The organism is Sphingomonas sp. MJ1 (PH-R8), assembly GCF_048058635.1.
Taxonomy (GTDB): domain Bacteria; phylum Pseudomonadota; class Alphaproteobacteria; order Sphingomonadales; family Sphingomonadaceae; genus Sphingomonas.
The window spans coordinates 114,240-135,072 of record NZ_JBBEFX010000001.1 but is presented as its reverse complement, the minus strand read 5'-3'; the positions used below and the strand labels follow the sequence as shown (position 1 = coordinate 135,072).

At 69.1% G+C, this 20,833-nt stretch carries 15 protein-coding genes; 8 read left to right on the top strand and 7 right to left on the bottom strand.

Features of this window, described 5'->3' with window-relative positions; translation table 11 throughout:
• Positions 1-57: 57 nt before the first annotated feature.
• From carB to carA, 3 genes are read right to left on the bottom strand one after another with little or no spacing between them, the layout of a single operon-like run.
• On the bottom strand, positions 58-3,390 hold the full coding sequence (gene carB, locus VPH46_RS00655) for a carbamoyl-phosphate synthase large subunit (RefSeq protein ID WP_416607958.1): 3,333 nt from the start codon (positions 3,388-3,390) through the stop codon (positions 58-60).
• Entirely contained in the window at positions 3,390-3,614 is a 225-nt protein-coding gene (locus VPH46_RS00650; protein WP_416607955.1) for a hypothetical protein, read from the bottom strand. The genes carB and VPH46_RS00650 overlap by 1 nt, the downstream gene beginning before the upstream one ends.
• Positions 3,614-4,828, bottom strand: coding sequence for a glutamine-hydrolyzing carbamoyl-phosphate synthase small subunit (carA, locus tag VPH46_RS00645; protein WP_416607953.1), 1,215 nt, complete (start codon positions 4,826-4,828; stop codon positions 3,614-3,616). The genes VPH46_RS00650 and carA overlap by 1 nt, the downstream gene beginning before the upstream one ends.
• A 141-nt stretch (positions 4,829-4,969) precedes the next feature.
• Between carA and VPH46_RS00640 the strand changes: the two genes are divergently transcribed.
• The 8 genes from VPH46_RS00640 to VPH46_RS00605 all read left to right on the top strand — a co-directional run bounded on the left by VPH46_RS00640 (position 4,970) and on the right by VPH46_RS00605 (position 16,557).
• Positions 4,970-5,425, top strand: coding sequence for a GatB/YqeY domain-containing protein (locus VPH46_RS00640; protein ID WP_416607950.1), 456 nt, complete (start codon positions 4,970-4,972; stop codon positions 5,423-5,425).
• A gap of 49 nt (positions 5,426-5,474) precedes the next feature.
• Entirely contained in the window at positions 5,475-7,370 is a 1,896-nt protein-coding gene (gene dnaG, locus VPH46_RS00635; protein WP_416607947.1) for a DNA primase, read from the top strand.
• A gap of 41 nt (positions 7,371-7,411) precedes the next feature.
• The gene (gene rpoD, locus VPH46_RS00630) at positions 7,412-9,436 is read left to right on the top strand and encodes an RNA polymerase sigma factor RpoD (RefSeq protein WP_416607944.1); all 2,025 of its coding nucleotides are present in this window, start codon (positions 7,412-7,414) and stop codon (positions 9,434-9,436) included.
• A 159-nt stretch (positions 9,437-9,595) separates the two neighbouring features.
• Positions 9,596-10,252: a DUF6975 family protein gene (locus tag VPH46_RS00625; RefSeq protein WP_416607941.1), complete on the top strand. Its 657-nt coding sequence runs from the start codon at positions 9,596-9,598 to the stop codon at positions 10,250-10,252.
• A 73-nt stretch (positions 10,253-10,325) separates the two neighbouring features.
• Positions 10,326-10,868 carry a CHAP domain-containing protein gene (locus VPH46_RS00620; protein ID WP_416607938.1) on the top strand — a complete coding sequence of 181 codons (543 nt, stop codon included), beginning with the start codon at positions 10,326-10,328 and terminating at the stop codon, positions 10,866-10,868.
• 34 nt (positions 10,869-10,902) lie between these two features.
• The gene (locus VPH46_RS00615) at positions 10,903-12,288 is read left to right on the top strand and encodes a hypothetical protein (RefSeq protein ID WP_416607935.1); all 1,386 of its coding nucleotides are present in this window, start codon (positions 10,903-10,905) and stop codon (positions 12,286-12,288) included.
• A 74-nt stretch (positions 12,289-12,362) separates the two neighbouring features.
• On the top strand, positions 12,363-14,636 hold the full coding sequence (locus VPH46_RS00610) for a hypothetical protein (protein ID WP_416607932.1): 2,274 nt from the start codon (positions 12,363-12,365) through the stop codon (positions 14,634-14,636).
• A gap of 262 nt (positions 14,637-14,898) precedes the next feature.
• Positions 14,899-16,557, top strand: a complete 1,659-nt coding sequence (locus VPH46_RS00605) for an MFS transporter (RefSeq protein WP_416607929.1) — start codon at positions 14,899-14,901, stop codon at positions 16,555-16,557.
• Here VPH46_RS00605 and VPH46_RS00600 read toward each other — a convergent pair.
• From VPH46_RS00600 to VPH46_RS00585, 4 genes are all read right to left on the bottom strand, one after another.
• Positions 16,544-17,782, bottom strand: a complete 1,239-nt coding sequence (locus VPH46_RS00600) for a S41 family peptidase (protein WP_416607925.1) — start codon at positions 17,780-17,782, stop codon at positions 16,544-16,546. The two genes, VPH46_RS00605 and VPH46_RS00600, sit on opposite strands and share 14 nt — an antisense overlap.
• Positions 17,783-17,829: 47 nt before the next feature.
• A complete protein-coding gene (locus tag VPH46_RS00595; RefSeq protein ID WP_416607922.1) occupies positions 17,830-18,516 on the bottom strand; it encodes a GNAT family N-acetyltransferase in 687 nt (228 codons plus the stop codon).
• A 393-nt stretch (positions 18,517-18,909) separates the two neighbouring features.
• Complete coding sequence (locus tag VPH46_RS00590) at positions 18,910-19,170, bottom strand: DUF1467 family protein (protein WP_239434144.1); 261 nt, start codon at positions 19,168-19,170, stop codon at positions 18,910-18,912.
• A gap of 5 nt (positions 19,171-19,175) precedes the next feature.
• Complete coding sequence (locus tag VPH46_RS00585) at positions 19,176-20,813, bottom strand: ribonuclease J (RefSeq protein WP_416607918.1); 1,638 nt, start codon at positions 20,811-20,813, stop codon at positions 19,176-19,178.
• Positions 20,814-20,833 lie beyond the last annotated feature (20 nt).

Below are 20,833 nucleotides of genomic sequence, written 5' to 3'. Positions count from 1 at the left end.
CCCCTGGCGCGAGCGGACCCGGATGGCCCGCCCGCACCTATCGTCTTGTTCTGGGGATCAGTTGTGCGGCCGCGAATAATAGGCCTGTAGCGGACGCACTTCAAGGGAGCGCCGCGAGAGGGCCTCGATCGCCTGCGCCGTGGCCACGCTCGCCGATGCCGTGGTGAAGTACGGCACCTTCTGCGCGACCGCAGACGCGCGGATGGACTCGGAGTCCCGCAGCGACTGCCAGCCTTCGGTGGTGTTGAAGATCAGCGCGATGTCGCCGTCGAGGATGCGATCGACGATGTGCGGCCGGCCCTGTGCCACCTTGTTGACGCGCTCGACCGGCACGCCGTGTTCGGCCAGATAGTCGGCGGTGCCGGCGGTGGCGACAATGGCGAAGCCCAGCTCCACCAGCAGCCGCGCGCCCGGCAGGATCACCGCCTTGTCGCTATCCTTGACCGACACGAACACCGTGCCCCCGGTCGGCAGGGTGATGCCGGCGCCAAGCTGCGACTTGGCGAAGGCGGTCGCGAAATCGCTATCGATTCCCATGACTTCGCCGGTGGACTTCATCTCCGGGCTGAGCACCGGATCGACACCCGGGAAGCGGCCCCAGGGGAACACGGCTTCCTTGACGGCGATGTGATCGATGTTGCGGTCGATCGGCGGCAGGTCGGCCAGCTTCTCGCCCGCCATCACCCGGCTGGCGATCTTGGCGACCGGAACGCCGATCGCCTTGGCCACGAACGGCACGGTGCGCGAGGCGCGCGGGTTCACCTCGATGAGGTAGACCTGCCCGTCCTTGACCGCGAACTGGATGTTCATCAGCCCCTTGACCGAGAGCGCCTTGGCGAGCGCCACCGTCTGACGCTCGATCTCGGCGATGAGTTCGGCCGACAGGCTGTAGGGCGGGATCGAGCATGCGCTGTCGCCGGAATGGACGCCGGCTTCCTCGATGTGCTGGAGCACGCCTGCGACCGTCACGTCGACACCGTCGCTGATCGCGTCGACGTCGACCTCGATCGCGTCGCGCAGATACTGGTCGATCAGCACGGGGCTGTCGCCGGAGACCTGCACGGCCGTCTGGATATAATCGTCGAGCTGGCGCTGGCTATCGACGATCTCCATCGCGCGGCCGCCGAGCACATAGCTGGGGCGCATCAGCACCGGGTAGCCGATGCGCTCGGCCACCGCGACGGCCTCGTCGCGGCTGCGGGCGATGCCGTTCGCCGGCTGGAGCAGGCCGAGCTTGGAGACGAGCGCGGCGAAGCGCTCGCGGTCCTCGGCCAGGTCGATCGCATCCGGGCTGGTGCCCAGGATCGGGATGCCCGCGTCCTCCAGCGCCTTGGCGAGGTTGAGCGGGGTCTGGCCGCCGAACTGGACGATGACGCCCAGCAAGGTGCCCTTCTGCTGCTCGACGTGCAGGATCTCCAGCACGTCCTCGGCCGTCAGCGGCTCGAAATAGAGGCGGTCGGAGGTGTCATAGTCGGTGCTCACCGTCTCCGGGTTGCAGTTGACCATGATCGTCTCATAGCCCGCGTCCGACAGCGCGAAGCAGGCGTGGCAGCAGCAATAATCGAATTCGATACCCTGGCCGATGCGGTTGGGACCGCCGCCCAGGATCACGACCTTGGTGCGCTCCGACGGCTGGCTCTCGTCCTCGGGCTCACCGAAGCTCGGCGCCTCATAGGTCGAGTACATGTACGGGGTCTTCGCCTCGAACTCGGCGGCGCAGGTGTCGATGCGCTTAAAGACCGGGCGGACGCCCAGTTTCAGGCGATGCTCGCGCACCTCCGCCTCGGTCACGCCGCCCGACATCGCCTTCACCACCTCGTGGATCAGTCCCGACCCTTGCGCGATGCCGCGCTGCATGCCGCGCAGGTGGACCGAGTCCAGCGCGAGCTTGGCCAGGCGCTTGTCGGAGAAGCCCATCGCCTTGAGGCGGCGCATGCCGGCCGTGTCGATCGGCAGGCCGTTGCGCTTCACCTCGTCCTCGGCAGCGATGATCTCGGCGATGCGCTCCAGGAACCAGGGGTCGTACTTGGCGATCGCATGGACCTCGGCGACGGTGAAGCCTTCGCGCAGCGCCTGCGCCGCGACCAGCAGCCGGTCCGGCGTGGCGACGGCGAGCGCCGCCTCGATCAGGTCGCGGCGGGCGCCGACCAGCCGCTCGACCTCGTTGAAGCCGCACAGACCGGTTTCGAGGCCACGCAGCGCCTTTTGCAGGCTCTCGTGGATGTTGCGGCCGATCGCCATCACCTCACCCACCGACTTCATCGCGGTGGAGAGCACGGCCTCCGAGCCCTTGAACTTCTCGAACGCGAAGCGCGGGATCTTGGTGACCACATAGTCGATGGTCGGCTCGAACGACGCCGGCGTCGCGCCGGTGATGTCGTTGGTGATCTCGTCCAGCGTGTAGCCGACCGCGAGCTTGGCCGCGACCTTGGCGATCGGGAAGCCGGTCGCCTTGGACGCGAGCGCCGAGGAGCGCGACACGCGCGGGTTCATTTCGATGACGATCAGGCGACCGTCCTTCGGGTTGACTGCGAACTGGACGTTGGAACCGCCTGTTTCGACGCCGATTTCCCGGAGTACCGCGATCGATGCATTGCGCATGATCTGGTATTCCTTGTCGGTCAGCGTCAGCGCCGGGGCGACCGTGATGGAGTCGCCGGTGTGGACGCCCATCGGATCGATGTTCTCGATCGAGCAGACGATGATGCAGTTGTCCGCACGGTCACGGACCACCTCCATCTCATACTCCTTCCAGCCGAGCAGCGACTCCTCGATCAGCACCTCGGTGGTGGGCGAGGCGTCGAGGCCGGCGCGGACGATCTTGAGGAACTCGTCCTTGTTGTAGGCGACGCCGCCGCCGGTGCCGCCGAGCGTGAAGCTGGGACGGATGATCGCGGGCAGGCCGACCTTGTCCAGACCCTCCAACGCCTCCGCCTCGGTATGCGCGATCGCCGAGCGCGCGCTTTCGAGGCCGATCTTGTCCATCGCGTCGCGGAACTTCAGCCGGTCCTCGGCCTTGTCGATCGCGTCGGCATCGGCGCCGATCATCTTCACGCCGAACTTGTCGAGCGTGCCGTCGCGGAACAGCGCGAGCGCGGTGTTGAGCGCGGTCTGACCGCCCATCGTCGGCAGCACCGCATCGGGGCGCTCCTTCTCGATGATCTTGGCGACCACGGCCGGGGTGATCGGCTCGACATAGGTCGCGTCGGCCAGCTCGGGATCGGTCATGATCGTCGCCGGGTTCGAATTGACCAGGACGATGCGGAAGCCCTCTTCCTTCAGCGCCTTGATCGCCTGCACGCCCGAATAGTCGAACTCACAGGCCTGGCCGATGACGATCGGCCCCGCGCCGATGACGAGGATGGAGGAGATGTCGGTGCGTTTTGGCATTAGAAGTGCTTAGTCCCGAGTTCGACGAGCTTTCGGAATGCAGCCTCGTCGAGGCGCAGCGTCTGCGAAAGCTTGTTGGGGTTCTCACGATCCGCTCGACCGTAGGTGTCGATCTGAATGAGCTTCTCGCCGTTGCATTCGATTAGACGAACCGTTGCCGGCACTTCCTCATGCGGACGAACTGTCGAAAGCTCACCAAGGTCAAAGTGCCGAACGGTTGCCATCAGGCGATCTCCGCTTTCGTGCGCAGCATGCCCACGAACCGCTCGAACAGATAAAAGCTGTCCTGCGGGCCCGGGCTGGCTTCGGGGTGGTACTGGACGCTGAAGGCGGGCTTGTCGGTGAGCTCCAGGCCGGCGTTGCTGCCGTCGAACAGCGAGACGTGGGTCTCGCGGACGTTGGCGGGCAGGCTGTCGCGCTCGACGGCGAAGCCGTGGTTCATCGAGGTGATCTCGACCGCGCCGTCCTCCAGCCGCTTGACCGGGTGGTTGGCGCCGCGGTGGCCCTGGAACATCTTGGTCGTGGTGGCGCCCACCGCCAGGCCGAGCAGCTGATGGCCCAGGCAGATGCCGAACAGCGGCTTGCCGGTGTCGAGTAGCTGGCGGATCACCGGCACGGCGTACTCGCCGGTCGCGGCCGGGTCGCCCGGGCCATTCGACAGGAAGATGCCATCCGGGTTCTGCGCCATCACCTCTTCGAAGGTGGCGGTGGCGGGCAGCACGGAGACGCGCGCGCCGGCCTGGACCAGGTTGCGGAAGATGTTGCGCTTCGAGCCATAGTCGATCGCGACGACGTGGGGGGCAGCGCTGGACTGTGCCGCCTGCGCCTGCGCCTCGTCGGCCGGGTTCTCGCTGGTGTCGTAGCCGGCGCCCAGGCGCCAGATGCCGCCCTGCCAGCCGTAATGCGTCTCGCAGCTGACGTCCTTGGCGAGGTCCATGCCCTCCAGCCCCGGCCAGCTGCGCGCCTTTTCAAGCAGCGCGTCGATGTCGAACTCGCCGGTGGGCGAATGGGCGATGACGCCGTTGGGGGCGCCGCCGACGCGGATGCGGCGGGTGAGCGCGCGCGTGTCGATGCCGGCCAGGCCGATGCGGCCGTGCTTGCGCATCCAGGCGATCAGCGGCTCGGACGAGCGGAAGTTGCTGGGTGCGGTCGGATCCTCGCGCACGATCATGCCGAGCGCGTGGGGGTCGTTCGCCTCGATGTCGTCGGGGTTGGCGCCGACGTTGCCGATGTGCGGGAAGGTGAAGGTGATGATCTGCCCGGCGAAGGACGGATCGGTCATGATCTCCTGGTACCCGGTCATCGCGGTGTGGAAGCAGACTTCACCGACGGCGTCGCCCTCGGCACCGAAGCCGCGGCCCCACAACACGTCCCCCGACGCCAGAACGAGTACGCCGGTGGCTCCTTCGGGCGCGGGCATGGGTTTGGCGTCGGCCACTCGGGCGATCCTCCTGAAAAAGGTTGTGCTGGCGATGTCGCTAAGCGCTGCCGGCTAAGGCCCACTGGCCCCCACGTCAATCTGTTAAAGAAGGCGAGTTCCGGCTACCCTCCCCGGCTTTCCGACGAACCGAGAGAACCGATGATTCGCGACACCATCAAGGCTGCGCTGGTTTCCGCCATGAAGGGCGGCGACAAGCAGACGACCGCCACGATCCGCCTGATCCAGTCCGCGATCAAGAACCGCGACATCGAGGTGCGGACCGGCGGCGCCCCCGCCGACGACGACGCGCTGGTGGTCGAGGTGTTGCAGAAGATGGTGAAGCAGCGCCGCGAATCGATCGCCATGTACGAGCAGGGCAACCGCCCGGAGCTCGCCGCGAACGAAGCCGCCGAGGTCGAGGTGATCGAACGCTTCCTCCCCGCCCAGATGGACGAGGCCGAGACCGCCGCGGCGATCGAGGCGATCAAGGCGGAGCTCGGCGCCACGGGCATGAAGGACATGGGCCGCGTCATGGCCGAGCTGAAGGCGCGTCACGCCGCCAATCTCGACATGAGCAAGGCGTCGGGCGCGGTGAAGGCGGCGCTGGCAGGCTGAGCCCGAGCGCGCCCCTGCCTGGCGGCGGGGGCGCCGGCGGCGCGTACCCATGAGCCTCTCCCCCCAGTTCCTCGACGAGCTGCGCGCCCGCACAATGCTGTCGGCGCTGATCGGCAAGACCGTGAAGCTCCAGCGTGCGGGGCGGGAGTGGCGCGCCTGCTGCCCGTTCCACAACGAGAAGACACCCAGCTTCTACGTCAACGACGACAAGGGCTTCTATCACTGCTTCGGCTGTTCGGCGCATGGCGATGCCATCCGCTGGATGACCGACCAGCGCGGGCTGCCTTTCATCGACGCCGTTAAGGAACTGGCGCAAGCCGTTGGTCTGGAAGTGCCGGCGCAGGACCGGCGCTCCGCGGAACGGGCCGAGCGTGCCAAGGGCCTCCACGATGCGATGGAGGAGGCCGCGCGCTGGTTCACCGAGCAGTTGCACGGGCTCGCCGGTGCCGAGGCGCGGGCGGCGCTGGAGCGGCGGGGCATTTCGGCGAGCACGGCGCGCAGCTTCGGGCTGGGCTACTCGCCCGACTCTCGGGGTAAGCTCAAGGAGGCGCTCGGCAGCTATGGCGACCCGATGCTGGTCGAGGCCGGGCTGCTGATCCAGGTCGAGGACAAGGCGCCCTATGATCGCTTCCGCGGCCGGCTGATGATCCCGATCCGCGACGTGCGCGGGCGCGTGATCGCGTTCGGCGGACGCGTGATCGGCGACGGCGAGCCGAAGTACCTCAATTCCCCCGAGACGCCGCTGTTCGACAAGGGGCGTACGCTCTTCAACCTCGACCGCGCGCAGGCCGCCGCCCGCAAGGCCGGCCGGGTGATCGCGGTCGAGGGCTATATGGACGTGATCGCCCTCGCCCAGGCTGGGTTCGGGGAGGCAGTGGCGCCGCTCGGCACCGCGATGACGGAGAGCCAGCTGGAACGGCTGTGGCGGATGGCGGACGTGCCGATCCTGTGCTTCGACGGCGATGCCGCGGGGCAGAAGGCGGCGATCCGCGCGGCGCATCGCGCGCTGCCGCTGCTGGGGCCGGGCCGCAGCCTCTCCTTCGTGACGCTGCCGCAGGGACAGGATCCCGACGACCTGGTCCGCAGCAAAGGACCGGGCGCGTTCGAAGCGCTGCTGCGCGAGCCCGAGCCGCTCGTCGAGCGGCTGTGGAAGCAGGAGCTTGCCGCAGAACCGCTCACGACGCCGGAGAACCGCGCGGGCCTGAAGCGCCGGCTGGGCGAGCTTGCCCGCACGATCGGCGACCCGATGGTGCGCGACGAGTATCTGTCGGAGTTCCGCAACCGCTGCGACGCGGCGTTCGCGCCGCCCGAGCGGACCCGGCAGTGGCAGGGCGGCGGCGGTGGTTCGTGGCAACGCGGCAACGGGGGACAGCAGCGCGGCGGCAACCGGCCGGGCCAGCGCGGCGGCTGGCGTCCGCCCGAGCCCCCGCCCTCCGACACCGCGCGCCAGATCGCGCAGGGGATCGACCCGGTGCTCGCCAAGGCCGTGGTCGCCGGGCTGATCCGACACCCCGCGCAGATCGCCCGGCACCTGGAGGTGCTGGGGTCGCTTCGCCTGGCCGACGGCGCGCTCGGGCGGTTATTCGAAGCGGTCGTCGATGTGGCACTTGCCGACCGGCAACTTGATAGCGGCGGAGTTCGTACCATATTGGCGAAGTCTGGTTTCAACGACATCGCAAACGAACTGCTGAGGGCGGATACCTTGCCCTTTTCGTTCACTCGTCATGACGGGGACGACGAAGCGCGCGCGGTGGCGGACCTGGACGAGGCGATCGCCGTTCTGGTGACGCGTCCCGCGGTGGATGCGGCATTGGCGGAGGCGACGGCAGCGTTGCAGGCCGGGCTCGATGAGACCGCATTCGAGCGTCAGGTGGCGCTGGTGCAGGAACAGGAAGCGCTCAAGGCGCGTCTTGCAAATCTGGTGCTGGCAGACGAAGACGATTAGAATCAGGCCGGATTTCAGTCCGGGTTTTTCGAGGGCAATTGATGGCGAAGGCGAACGGTGGCGGCGACGACACGATGGAGACGGGCGACGCGCCGCTGATCGATCTGAACGAGGGATCGATCAAGAAGCTGATCGCGCGCGCAAAGAAGCGCGGCTACATCACGGTCGATCAGCTCAACGAGATGCTGCCGCAGGACCAAATGTCCTCGGAGCAGATCGAGGACATCATGGCCGCGCTCAATGAAATGGGCGTGAACGTCGTCGAAAACGAGGAGGCCGGCGAGGAAGGCGAGACCGAGCAGGCCGCCGACGACGGCGACGAGGATTCGGGCGACCAGCAGGACGATTCCGCGCCTGCGTTCGAGGCGGCGAAGAAGAAGGAGACGGTCGATCGCACCGACGATCCCGTCCGCATGTACCTGCGCGAGATGGGCGCCGTCGAGCTGCTCAGCCGCGAGGGCGAGATCGCGATCGCCAAGCGCATCGAGGCCGGCCGGGACACGATGATCCTGGGGCTGTGCGAAAGCCCGATCACCTTCAACGCGATCATCGGCTGGTCCGAGGCGCTGAACGAAGGCACGATGCAGCTGCGCGAGATCCTGGATCTCGACGCGATGCTGTCGAAGGGTCCGTCCGCCGAGCAGGTCGAAGCCGCCGAAGACGACGAAGGCGACGAGATCAGCGAGAAGAGCACCGGCCCGACCTTCAAGGAAGAGGAAGAGCCGGAAGAGGAATCTTCGGAGGACGAGGATGGCGAGCGCCGCGGCCCGCGCAACTCCGACGACGAGGAGGAGGACAACACCCTGAGCCTCGCGCAGATGGAGGAGACGCTCAAGCCGCAGGCGCTGGAGAAGTTCGCCAACATCACCGCGATCTACGAGCAGTTCTCGCGCATGCAGGCGCGCCGGCTGGACGCCATGTCGTCGGGCGGCGAGCTGTCGGCCGCCGACGAGGCGACCTACCAGAAGCTGCGCGAGGACCTGACCGCGGAGGTCGAGAGCGTCCAGTTCCACCAGGCGAAGATCGAGTATCTCGTTGACCAGCTCTATGCGTTCAACCGGCGCCTGACGACGCTGGGCGGCCAGATGCTGCGCCTTGCCGAGCGCCACAAGGTGCCGCGCAAGTCGTTCCTGGAGCAGTATGTCGACCACGAGATGGACGAACAGTGGCTGACCTCGGTCGCGACGCTCGACAAGAAGTGGAAGGCGTTCGCCGAGAACGAAGCCGCCGCCGTCGATCGCATCCGCAGCGAGGTCGCCGAGATCTCGCAGCAGACGGGCATGGCGCTCACCGAGTTCCGCCGCATCGTGAACATGGTGCAGAAGGCGGAGCGCGAGGCGCGCATCGCCAAGAAGGAGATGGTCGAGGCGAACCTGCGCCTCGTGATCTCGATCGCCAAGAAGTACACGAACCGCGGCCTGCAGTTCCTGGACCTCATCCAGGAAGGCAACATCGGCCTGATGAAGGCGGTGGACAAGTTCGAGTATCGCCGCGGCTACAAGTTCTCGACCTATGCGACGTGGTGGATCCGCCAGGCGATCACCCGCTCGATCGCCGACCAGGCGCGGACCATCCGCATCCCGGTCCACATGATCGAGACGATCAACAAGCTGGTGCGGACCTCCCGCCAGTTCCTGCACGAGCAGGGCCGCGAACCGACGCCGGAGGAGATGGCCGAGCGCCTCTCCATGCCGCTGGAGAAGGTGCGCAAGGTGATGAAGATCGCCAAGGAGCCGATCTCCCTCGAAACGCCGATCGGCGACGAGGAAGACAGCCACCTGGGCGACTTCATCGAGGACAAGAACGCGATCATCCCGGTGGACGCCGCGATCCAGGCGAACCTGAAGGAAACGGTCACCCGCGTCCTCGCCTCGCTCACCCCGCGTGAGGAGCGCGTGCTGCGCATGCGCTTCGGCATCGGCATGAACACCGATCACACGCTGGAAGAGGTCGGGCAGCAGTTCTCGGTCACCCGCGAACGCATCCGCCAGATCGAGGCAAAGGCGCTCCGGAAGCTCAAGCATCCGAGCCGGTCTCGCAAGATGCGCAGCTTCCTCGACCAGTAAGCACCAGAAAGCCCCGGAAAGCAGCGCTTTTCGGGGTCTTTCTTTTGTGGTTCCCCGGCGCCACGTGCACGGTCTGTTTACGCCCTTCTGCTACGCGTCCGGGCACCAGCGGGTGTCATGGCGGCCCCGGGGCATGGAGGCGACGGAGGAGGCCGGTCCGTGGGTGGGGTGATCAGCGCGACGGCGCCGGACGCATGGTCCATGGTGTCGTCGCTGGCGAAGCGCGACGGCAGTGCCGGGCAGCCGCAGCTTGCGGCGCTCGCCCGCGACGCGTGCGACCCACGCGACGTCGCTGATGCCGCCCATCACCTCTGCATCCTTCACGGCCGGCAGCCCGGCGTCATCGAACATGCGGCGGTCCATAGTGACTTCGACTTTGCGCGCGACTGGCTGATCGAGGCGGCGGCGGGCTTCGCCCAGGAGCGCGGCCACCTGGTGGCGCTTGCCGCCGGGGCGGGGCCGATGCCGAGCACGCCGGGACAGGCCAATACCGAAGCCGCGATTGCGGCCCAGCGCCACGCGATCGACATGCTTTCGCAGTCCGAACGTCGTGGCTGTGCGCTGGGCGCTGCGATCGCGCTGGTGCTCGATTGGCCGGCGATCCGCACCGGCCTCGATGCGGCGGCGATCCGACAGGGGGCGGACCCGGTGCCGCTCACCCTGCCCGACTCGGCCGCGACTGCCGACTTGGTCGCCATGCTCGCTGCCAACCGGGCGACCGAGCGGGCGATGCTGTTCGGGATGGAGCAGCTGCTCGCCCAGCACCGCGGGCTCTGGGACCTGATGGAGGCACGATCGGAAGCCCGCGCCGGCTGAGCGCCCGTGCTTTTGCGATCTTCCCTGCGCCCGCGTTAACCGACAGGTTAGGAAGCCGGGCTACCACCGCCCTATGTTCGCTTCGATGCTCAGGGGCGCGCTCTGCCTCTCCCTTGCTGTCACCGCGACGCTGCCCGCCGGCGCGCGAACCCTGCTCGACTATACGGGCGAGTGCGTGCCCTTTGCCCGCAGCGCGTCGGGCGTGCAGATCTACGGCGATGCCTGGACCTGGTGGGACCAGGCGAAGGGCAAGTACGAGCGCGGCCACGTACCCAAGGTCGGCGCGGTACTGGCGATGGCGAAGTCCGAGCGGCTGCGGCTCGGCCATGTCGCGGTGGTCAGCCGCATCGTCGACAAGCGCGTGCTGATGGTGACCCACGCAAACTGGTCGCGGATCGGCGGCACGCGCGGACAGGTGGAGCAGGACGTGACGCTGTTCGACGTCTCCCCCGGCAACGACTGGACGCAGGTAAAGGTCTGGTACCGCGACAGCGAGGGACTGGGGGGCAGCATCTATCCCGCGCACGGCTTCATCTATGGGGACAAGCCGGTGGCGGAGCTGAGCGGGAAGAGCCCCGATTACGTAGGATCGCTGATCGACGCCTATGCGCGCTGACCCCTGCCCGCTAGCCTGATCTCGGGGGGTACCAATGGGGGTGTGGAAGCGGGACGAGCGCTGGGCGCTTGCGGCCGCCGCGGCAGCGATCGCCGCAGGGCTCGCGCTGCGCATCGCCGCGGGCACCGGCGCACTGTGGCTGGACGAGGCCTGGTCGGCGGTGTTCGCCCGCGACGCGGGAACGCCGCTCGGCATCCTCTGGCTGATCAACCATGACAACAACCACCACCTCAACACGCTGTGGATGCAAGTGGTGGGGTTCGATGCACCGCCGCTCCTCCAGCGCGGGCTAGCGATCGCGTCGGGCACGCTCACCATCGGCGTGGCGGCGGCGATCGGCTGGCGGCGCAGTCCCATGGGGGGCGCGATCACGGCCGGGCTGTTCGCGCTGTCGCCCGCGCTGGTCTGCTACGGTTCGGAAGCCCGAGGCTATGCGCCGATGCTGCTGGCGTTCGCGACGGCGGTGCTGCTGGTCGACCGCTGGCTCGCCGCCCCCGAACGGCCGCCGAAGGCAGCGAGCCTCGCGATCGCGCTGGGCCTGGGGCTGCTCGCTCAGGCGACGATCGTCTTCGGACTGGCGGCGCTGCTCGGCTGGGCGGTGATCGAGCGGCGGCGCGTCGTGGGCCCGGGCACCGTGGCGCGCGAGATGCTGCGCCTCTTCGGTCCTGCCCTGCTGACGATGGCGGGGATCGTCGCGCTGATGTGGCTTGCCGCGCACAGGAGCGCGACCGGCTTTGCCGTGGGCGGAGTGCAGCCGCACAGCTGGGCCGGCTGGGCGCATGCGCTGTCGCAGCTGCTGCACTATACGCTGGGGCTGCCGCCGCTGGTGGGCGCGGTCGTTCCCCTGATGCTGTTGCTCGCACCGCGGAGCCGGCTGCGCGACCTGGCGCTGTGGAGCGCGATCGCCTTTCCGCTGGTGCTGGCGCTGCTGGCGCTGCCCAACAGCATGATGCCGCGCTACTATCTGGTCGGCAGCGTCGGGCTGCTGCTGTGGCTGGGCGAGTGGCTGGCGCAGCTTGCCAAGCGCGGCGCCCGGGCACGGGCGGCGGTGGGCGTGGCGCTGGTTGCCGGGGCGATGGCGATGCTGGCGACCGACCGGCTGCTGATCGCGGACCAGCGTGGCGATCCCAGGCAGGCGATCGCCGCCATGGCCGCGCTTGCGCCCAAGGGGACGACCGTCGTGGTGCACCGCGATCGCGAGACGGCGGTGCTCGACGCGGCAGCGGCCGCGCGCGGCTATCCGCTGAAGGTGCAGGTCCCGCCCTGCCCGGCCGCGCCGTTCGTGCTGGTCGACCGGGACGGCGATCACCCCTTCCCGGCGCACGTGCGCGCGTGCGGCCACTCCTATGCCGTGGTGGCGGAACGCCGCGCCCTGGGTCTGTCCGGCCTTCACTGGCAGCTGCTGCGTCGGAGCGACTGATCCGCCCGCGACCGCGCCGAGGCGAGAGGCCGGCCGGTGTTGCGCAGGCGCAATAAATGCTACAGCCCCGCCCCATGGATTCCGGCTTCAGCACCGCGGGCGAACAGGCGCCAGACGTACAGGCATATGCGGGCGAGACGCGCCGCTCGTTCGAACCCGTGCAGGACGAGGCCGAAGCGGAAGCGCCCTCGGCGAAGCGCTGGCTGTTGCCGGCCGCCGTGCTGGTGCTCGCGCTCGGGTGGGTGATGCTGATGGTGTCGCTGGCGGGGCCCTGGCTGGGGAGCGGCCCCTTCCCCCCGCAGGTAGCGAGCTTCGTGGCCGCGCTGTGCGTACCGCCGATGCTGCTGGCGATCCTGTGGCTGGTCTTCCAGCGCAACAGCGCGGCGGAAGCGCGGCGGTTCGGCGACGTGGCGAGCGGCCTGCGCGAGGAGTCCGAGCGCCTGGAACAGTCGGTCGCGGCGCTCACCGAGCGGCTGGCGGCGAATCGCGCCGAACTGGCGGAACAGGCGAACACGCTGCTGGCGCTCGCCGGCAACGCCAGCGAGCGGCTGGCAGTGATCCGCAGCGGGATGGCGCAGGAGAGCGAGGCGCTGAAGCGCCACACCGACCTGCTGGGCGGCACCGCGCGCGAGGCCGAGCAGCGATTGCAGCGGCTGGTGCAGGCGCTGCCGGATGCCCGGACCGAGATCAGCGAGATCGCCGAGGCGGTAGAGCGCGCGGGCAAGGCGGCGACGCGCTCGGCAGGCGAGCTCGACACCCGGCTGGTGCAGCTGGGGGAGCATGGACGCGTCGCGGGTACCGAAGCGGGAGCAGCGAGCGAGCGGCTGGCGCAGCATCTCGCGCGGATCGAGGCAGCGGGCGACTTTGCCGGCGCACGGCTGGAAACGGTCGCGGGCAGCATGGTCGACATGATCGAGGCGGTGCTGGAGCGGACCGGCAGCGCGGTCGAGAACGCCCGCTCGGCACTTGCCGCCGAAGGGGACGCCGCGATCGAGCGGCTCCAGCGCGAGCATCTGGCGATCGAACGCACCGCGCGCGAGGGGGGCGAGGCGCTGGACGCGCGCATTGCCCGCATCGAGGAGGGACTGGCGCGGATTGGCGCGACCCTGGACGAGCGGCACCGCGAAGGCGATGCGCTGGTGCGTACCCTGGCCGAGGGCATCGACGACGTCGACGCGCGCTTTGCCACGCTGCATGCGACCGGCACCGAGCGCGCCCAGGCACTGGCGGCGGCGATCGACGCGCTGCGCAACCTGGTGGGCTCGACCACCGCGGCGATGCGCAATGGCGATGCGACCGCGCAGGAGGTGATCATCACGGCCGAGCGGCTGCTAACGGCGCTAGACGCATCGGCACGCGAGCTGGACGAGACGCTGCCGGCGGCGCTCGAGCGGCTGGACCAGCGGCTCGCCGTCACGCGGGGCGCCGTCGCTGGTACCACGCCGGAAGTGCGCGCGCTGGTGCAGGACGCAGAGGCGACGCAGCAGGCGGTGGAAAAGGTCGGCGCGCTGATCGAGGGCCAGCGCGTGGCGCTGAACGACGCGGCACGTACCATGGCCGAGACGTTGGACACGGGCCGCGAGCGCGTGGACGGGGTCCATGTCATCGTCGATGCGACGGTCGCGACCACCCGGCGCTTCGCCGAGGAGGCGGCACCCCAGCTGATCGAAGCGCTGGAACAGATCCGCGCGACCGCGACCGGCACTGCGGAGGACGCGCAGAACGCGTTCGACCGGATCGTGCCGACCGCGGCCAAGCGGCTCCAGTCCGAAAGCGCCGCCGCGCTTTCGCGCGCGATCGACCGGGCGGTCGTGCAGCAGGTCGCAGCCCTCGGCGAGGCTGCGACCAAGGCGGTCGAGACCGCGCACCGCGCCTCCGACCGGCTGGCGCAGCAGCTCGGCCAGATCGCGGAGACCAGCGCCGCCATGGAAGCACGCCTCGCCGAGCATGAGGCGGAGCGTGAGGCATCCGACACCGACACGCTGGCACGCCGGGTGTCGCTGCTGATCGAGGCGATGCATTCGGCCTCGATCGACATCACCCGGGCCTTCTCGCAGGAAGTGACCGACGCCGCCTGGGCCGCGTATCTGAAGGGCGACCGCGGCGTCTTTACTCGCCGGGCCGTCAAGCTGATCGACTCCGCCCAGGCGCGCGAGATCGCCCAATTCTATGACGAGGATGCGGGCTTCCGCGAGCAGGTGAACCGCTACATCCACGACTTCGAGGCGATGCTGCGCCAGATCCTGACGCTGCGTGACGGATCGCCGCTGGGCGTGACGCTGCTGTCGTCGGACATGGGCAAGCTCTACGTCGCGCTTGCGCAGGCGATCGAACGACTGCGCGGCTGAGCCGCTTCGCGGGAAGTTAGTCGAAAGTTAGTCCAAGAACCGTTCTCCCCGCATCCCCGGCGGACGGCGCCGGAAGGCCGCCGCCGGGACGTGTGCCCGGCGAGTCAGATCAGAGGCGGGCGCTGTAGGAAAGCCTCCGGCGGCAGGGTTGCCGCCTGGCCGCTGGCCGATATCGCGCCCGCGATGCAACTTCTGGGGCCGCCCACCGCTCTAGCCGGGTCTGCAAGTCAAAGCCGGCGGGGTGTTGCCGATGCCTTCTGCGGTGCTGCGTACCATTCTGGCCCCCCGCGCGACGATCTCGCCGGAAGCGCGCGAGCGCGGCTTGCGCTTCCTGCTGATCGACGCCGCCTTTGCGACCGCGATCGGCGCGCTCAACAGCGGCGTGGTGCTGCTGGCACTGGCGCTGCATATCGGGGCGAGCGAGATCGAGATCGGCGTGATCGCGGCCATCCCGCTCCTGACCCAGATGCTCCAGGCGCCGGCCGTGACCCTGGTGGAGCGGGTCCGGCGGCGGCGGCTGATCTCGGTCGCCTGCGTGTTCGGCGCGCGGCTGGCACTGCCGGTCTATGCGGCGGTTCCGCTGATCCCGGACCGGAACATCGCCGTCGGCGTGCTCGTCGCCGCAGCACTGCTCCACTACGGCCTGAACGCGGTGGGCGCCTGCAGCTGGAACAGCTGGATGCGCGACTTGCTGCCCGAAGAGCAGCTGGGGGCGTTCTTCGCGCGCCGCAACCTCTATGGAACGGTGGTGGGGGCGGTGGCGACGCTGCTGGCAGCGTTCGCGCTGCAACGCGCGGGGCGATCGGACGCGGGCGGCGACCGCGTCTATGTGGCGCTGTACCTGATCGGCTTTCTGTGCGGGCTGGCGAGCACCGCGGCGCTGGCGCGGGTGCCGGAGCCGTGGATGGGACGGCGGCGCGGGCGGCCATCGCTGCGAAGGCTGCTGCTGCGGCCACTGCGCGATCGCAACTTCCGCTCGGTGCTGCGCTACCTGGCCAGCTGGCAGTTCGCGGTGAACCTGGCGACGCCGTTCTTCACCGTCTATTTCGTGCGCGAGTTGGGCTTTTCGGTGGGCTTCGTCCTCACCCTGACGGTCGCGAGCCAGCTGGCCAATGCGGCGGTGGTGCGCGGCTGGGGGAGCCTGTCCGACCGGTTCACCAACAAGTCGGTGCTGACGGTCGCCTCCCCCCTCTACCTGCTGTGCGTCGCCGGGATGATCTTTGCCGACGACTTCACCGGCGAGCTGTCGCGACCGGCCTATCTGCTGGCGCTGCACCTGGTGATGGGCGCCGCCCAGGCCGGCGTCGGCCTCGCGGCCGGCAACATCGTCATCAAGCTGAGCCCGGCGGGCGCGGCCACCAGTTACATGGCGACGAACGCGCTGGTGGGCGCGCTGGCATCCGGCAGTGCGCCGATCGTCGGCGGCTGGCTGACCGAGTTCTTCGCGGCGCGCAAGCTGCACCTGTCGATCGACTGGACGAGCCCGAGCGGCACCGCCGAGCTGTTCGGCGTCGGCATCGCGCATTGGGAATTCTTCTTCCTGCTGTCGGCCGTCCTGGGGCTCTATGCGCTGCACCGGCTGTCAGTGGTGACGGAGTTGGGCTCCGTCGAGCGGCGCGAGGTGATCCAGCACATCGTCCAGTCCGCGCGCTACAATCTGCGCAACGCCTCCTCGGTCGCGGGCGTGCGCCAGGCGCTCGCCTTCCCCGCCGACGCGCTCATCAAGTCGCGGGAGGGAACGCGCTTCCTGGTCGAGGCGCTGTTCGAGCGCCACCGCGACACCCGCGCGCCGGAGGTGGCGCAGGAAGCGGTCGGCACCATGCTGGACGCAGCCTTCGAGCCGCCCGCCGACGACCTGTTCGACGCGCTGGTCCGCCAGCTCGACGCGCAGCCGGGGCGGGAGCCGCCTAGCGCCCGATAGCCGCCAGCACCGGATCGTGGCGGCCGTCGCGCTCGGCACGGGGAAGGTAGAGGCGGGGACGATAGGCTTCGCGCGGGAGGCCATCGACCGTGAAGAGCTGCTCGGTGCCGAGGTCGACTTTGGCCGCGGAGCCGTCGATCGTCTCGTTGCTCAGCGCGCCGAGCAGGTCGCCTAGATCGCTGCCCACGGTGGTGGCGCCGATCGCGTCGAAGCCGATCATCAGCCCCTCCCCCATGCTGCCCGTCCAGCGGCCGCCGGCGACATAAACCTTGCCGGCGTAGCGCGCGCCGAAGGGGGCGACGTATTCTGCGAACCGGCGCGGCGGCCCGAGTACCCGCGACTCAAAGGGGATGACGTGCACCTGATAGGGCCGCTCGTGATCGACGAAATGGCCGAGGATGCCGCGCGCGACGCTGGTGTTGCCGCCGCTAGGCGTGTTGCGCAGGTCGATCAGCAGCGTGGTGGTGTCGGCGAGGCTTGCCAGCGCCTGCGAGAATTGCGCGATCAATGCCTGATCGCCGAGCGAATTGTGGATGCGGAGGATACCGAGCGTGCCCTGCCGCTCTACGCTGAGCAGCGGGCCTTCTTGCACCCTCTTCGCCTGATCGGTGGTGGCGGCCAGGGCGACGCTGCGGCGGTGACGCCCGTCGACGAGCTCCAGCGTGCGGGGGCGCCGGCGAGTGCCGGCGAGCGCCATGTTGAAGGCGAAGTCGACCTGGGCCGGGGCGAGCGTCGCAAAGGGTCGGCCGGTGATGGCCTCGATCGCCTCGCGTGGTGACCGGCCGTCCAGGGCCCGCACGATCATGCCGGGCTTCAGGTCCTTGGCGAGCGCGTCGCTGTCGGCGCGCACTTCGACGATCCGGAACGCGGTGCCATCATAGCTCCCGAACAGGTCCGACGCGGTCGGAATGACGGCCCAGTCGTCCAGGTCGAGCGGGCCGACGACGAAATGCGGGTCGGCGAAGTTGTGCGCGACCAGCTGGAGCGTGTCGATGAAGGCCTTGTCGTCAGGGGCGCGGCGGGCCTGTTCGGAGAAGGTGGAGAGGATGGCGTTGCCGTCGATGCCGGGCCGGTCGAAATAGCCGTAGCGCTCCCGCAGCAGGGTTTCGAAGGACGTCCAGGCGGTCGTGGCGTCGAACGGCTTTGCCGGCGATTGTGCATGGGCCGCGGGGGCGGAGAGCAGCAGCAGGGCTGCCAGCGGAGCGGTCGCGCGGAGATGGGCCATCGGGCGATCATCCAACATGGGGCGGCGGAATGGCAAGCGCGGGCGGATCAGGCAGCGGTGAGGCGCGTCATCAGGATTTCGCGGCGGTGGCGGAAGCCCAGGCGTTCGTAGAGGGCGATCGCGGCCTGGTTGCTGGCATAGGCGTGGAGGAACGGCGTGTCGCCGCGATGCAGGATGCCCGTGGCGACGCGGCGCATCAGCGCGGCGGCGTAGCCGCGGCCGCGATGATCGGGGTGGGTGCAGACGCCGCTTACCTCCGTGAAGCCGTCGGGCTGCATGCGCTCGCCGGCCATGGCCACGAGGCGGCCGTCCTGGCGGATGCCGACGAAGCGGCCGAGCTGGTGGGTTTTTTCGAAGAACGGGCCGGGTTCGGTGAGGGTCGCGAGCGCGAGCATCTCGGGCGCGTCGGCGTCGCCGAGTGCGATGGGCGTGGCGTCGGGTGCGCTCGCGTCGGTGATGTGGGTTGCCACCATCTGGACGCCGAGGTCCTGGGACGCGACCGCGAGGCCGGGGATCGGTGGAGGCGCGTCCGGCTGGAGCAGTGCCACGTCGCCATGCTCGGTCACCAGCGCGGCAAGGTTGGCGAGGCTGCGCTCCGCATCGTCCGCGAGCGCGGCGAAGACGCCATAGGCGGGATGGTAGCGGCGGGCTGTGCCCTGGACCACAGCGAAGCGCGCGTGGCGGCCGTTGAGCGCGGAAAGGGCTGGAAGGTCGAGGGGGTGCGGTGCCGTCATGGGGCGGAGCTTAGTCGCAGTGGGGGTGCGTCGATAGCGCTGGTGGCGAGGGGGGCCGCGGATATCGGGCCGCGTCGCAACTGGGCCCCGGCCTTCGCCGGGGTACGGTTGAGCTTTGGGGTTGGGCGGTGGTTAGTTGCGGGGGTTCGGCTTTGGCCACACCCTGCCCCGTGATCGTACCCCGGCGGAGGCCGGGGTCCAGGTGGGGGCCGGTTGCGGCGAAATGTGCTGCAGCATTACCCCCCTTGCTCGCGTCACACCGTGCTCCTGCGCAGGCAGGAGCCCAGGGTTATGAAGCGCGCCGCTTGTGGCTCTGGGCTCCTGCCTTCGCAGGAGCACGGTTTCGGGCGGTACGCGGTGGTCCGATCCACGCGGGGCCGCCGCCATCCTCGACTAACCGAAGAAGTCGAGGTTCTCCGGGGTCAGCCAGCCATAGATGTAGTTGAGGTAGAAGGCCCCGAAGAGCACGAGCGAGACGATCGTGGTGCGGAGCGCGATCCTGCCCGGGGCGAATTGGGCAGGCGCGCTTTCGGCCTGGCCGGGGACGTGGGCGTGGCCCGCCTCCTCGGCCGTGCGCATGCCGAACGGCAGGACGAGGAATGCGCTGAGCACCCAGAACAGCAGGTAGATCGCCAATGCCGACTGCCAGCGCATGTCCCTCAGGCCTCGATCAGGAGGACGTCCACAATCGGCTTCTTGCCGGTCCAGCGGGTCGCGACGCGACGCACCGCCAGGCGAAGCTGCTCGCGCAGCTTCTCGCGGTCGCGACCGCCCTTGCGCACCGCGGCCTCGGCGGCGTCGGCGGCTTCCTCCAGGAAGGGATCGCGCTCGTCCTCGACCGGCACGCCCTGGGCGCGCACCACGGCGTTGCCGACAAGATTACCACGACGGTCGATCGCGACCGCGACCGACATCTGGCCATATTGCGAGATGCGGCGGCGCTCGTTGATGGTGTTGCCGTCCGCCGGCAGGATCACGTCGCCGTCGAGGGCCAAGCGGCCGACCACGGCATGGCCGATGCGGCGCGGATCGCCGGGCGCGAGGCGCAGGATATCGCCGTTCTGCTGGGTGATCGCATCCGGCACACCCTGCGCCAACGCGAAACGGGTGTGCTCGGCCAGGTGGCGCGCTTCGCCATGGACGGGGACGACGAGGTCCGGGCGGATCCACTTGTACATGGCGGCGAGTTCCGGACGCCCCGGGTGGCCGGAGACGTGGACGTGGGCCTGACGATCGGTGATCATCTCCACGCCCTTGGTCGCGAGCGCGTTCATGATGCGGCCGATCGCGACTTCGTTGCCGGGGATCTGCTTGGAGGAGAAGACGACGCGGTCGCCCTGCTCCAGGCTGATCTGGTGGCTGCCGTCGGCCACGCGGGCGAGGGCCGCGCGCGGTTCGCCCTGCCCGCCGGTGGCGATGATCAGCACCTCGTTGCGGGGCATCGACATGGCGGTATCGAAGTCGACGGTCGCCGGGAAGTCGGTGAGGTAGCCGGTGGCACGCGCGACGCGCAGGATGCGGTCGAGCGAGCGGCCGGCGACGCAGACGGCGCGGCCGGTTTCCTGTGCGACCTTGCCCAGCGTCGAGAGGCGTGCGGCGTTGGAGGCGAAGGTGGTGACCATGACGCGGCCGCGCGCGCTGGCGACCGTGTCGAGCAGCCCGGCATAGACGTCATCCTCGGAACCCGAGGCGGTGTCGTTGAGGACGTTGGTGGAATCGCAGACCAGCGCGAAGACGCCTTCGTCGCCGATCGCTTCCAGCTCCGCCGGGGTGGAGGCTGCGCCGACCAGGGTGGTCTTGTCCAGTTTCCAGTCGCCGGTGTGAAACACGCGGCCGTGCGGCGTGTCGATCAGGAGCGCGTTCGCCTCCGGGATCGAGTGGGCGAGCGGCACGAAGCGGAAGCCGAACGGGCCCGCACGGAAGCTGCCGGCGCGCTCGATCACCTTGAGCTCGACGGTGTCGGCGATGCCCTCTTCCTCGAGCTTGCCGCGGATCAGGCCGGCCGTGAACGGCGTGGCGTAGATCGGCACGTCGAGGTCGGCGGCGAGGTAGGGCAGCCCGCCGATGTGATCCTCATGCCCGTGGGTGATGACGATGCCGACGAGGTCGTCCAGGCGATCCTCGATGAACTGGAGGTCGGGCAGCATCACGTCGATGCCGGGATAGGCCGGATCGGCAAAGGTGATGCCGCAATCGACCATCACCCACTTGCCCTGGGTGCCGTACAGATTGACGTTCATGCCGATCTCGCCCGATCCGCCGAGCGCGACAAAAAGAAGTTCGTTTCCGGGAGTCACTGGGTTCTTTCTTCAGGTAA

What these genes read in the sequence shown, in the direction of transcription:
- carB (WP_416607958.1), bottom strand. Translation starts at nt 3,390, where the DNA reads ATGCCAAAACGCACCGACATCTCCTCCATCCTCGTCATCGGCGCGGGG.
- VPH46_RS00650 (WP_416607955.1), bottom strand. Translation starts at nt 3,614, where the DNA reads ATGGCAACCGTTCGGCACTTTGACCTTGGTGAGCTTTCGACAGTTCGT.
- VPH46_RS00640 (WP_416607950.1), top strand. Translation starts at nt 4,970, where the DNA reads ATGATTCGCGACACCATCAAGGCTGCGCTGGTTTCCGCCATGAAGGGC.
- dnaG (WP_416607947.1), top strand. Translation starts at nt 5,475, where the DNA reads ATGAGCCTCTCCCCCCAGTTCCTCGACGAGCTGCGCGCCCGCACAATG.
- rpoD (WP_416607944.1), top strand. Translation starts at nt 7,412, where the DNA reads ATGGCGAAGGCGAACGGTGGCGGCGACGACACGATGGAGACGGGCGAC.
- VPH46_RS00620 (WP_416607938.1), top strand. Translation starts at nt 10,326, where the DNA reads ATGTTCGCTTCGATGCTCAGGGGCGCGCTCTGCCTCTCCCTTGCTGTC.
- VPH46_RS00615 (WP_416607935.1), top strand. Translation starts at nt 10,903, where the DNA reads ATGGGGGTGTGGAAGCGGGACGAGCGCTGGGCGCTTGCGGCCGCCGCG.
- VPH46_RS00610 (WP_416607932.1), top strand. Translation starts at nt 12,363, where the DNA reads ATGGATTCCGGCTTCAGCACCGCGGGCGAACAGGCGCCAGACGTACAG.
- VPH46_RS00600 (WP_416607925.1), bottom strand. Translation starts at nt 17,782, where the DNA reads ATGGCCCATCTCCGCGCGACCGCTCCGCTGGCAGCCCTGCTGCTGCTC.
- VPH46_RS00595 (WP_416607922.1), bottom strand. Translation starts at nt 18,516, where the DNA reads ATGACGGCACCGCACCCCCTCGACCTTCCAGCCCTTTCCGCGCTCAAC.
- VPH46_RS00590 (WP_239434144.1), bottom strand. Translation starts at nt 19,170, where the DNA reads ATGCGCTGGCAGTCGGCATTGGCGATCTACCTGCTGTTCTGGGTGCTC.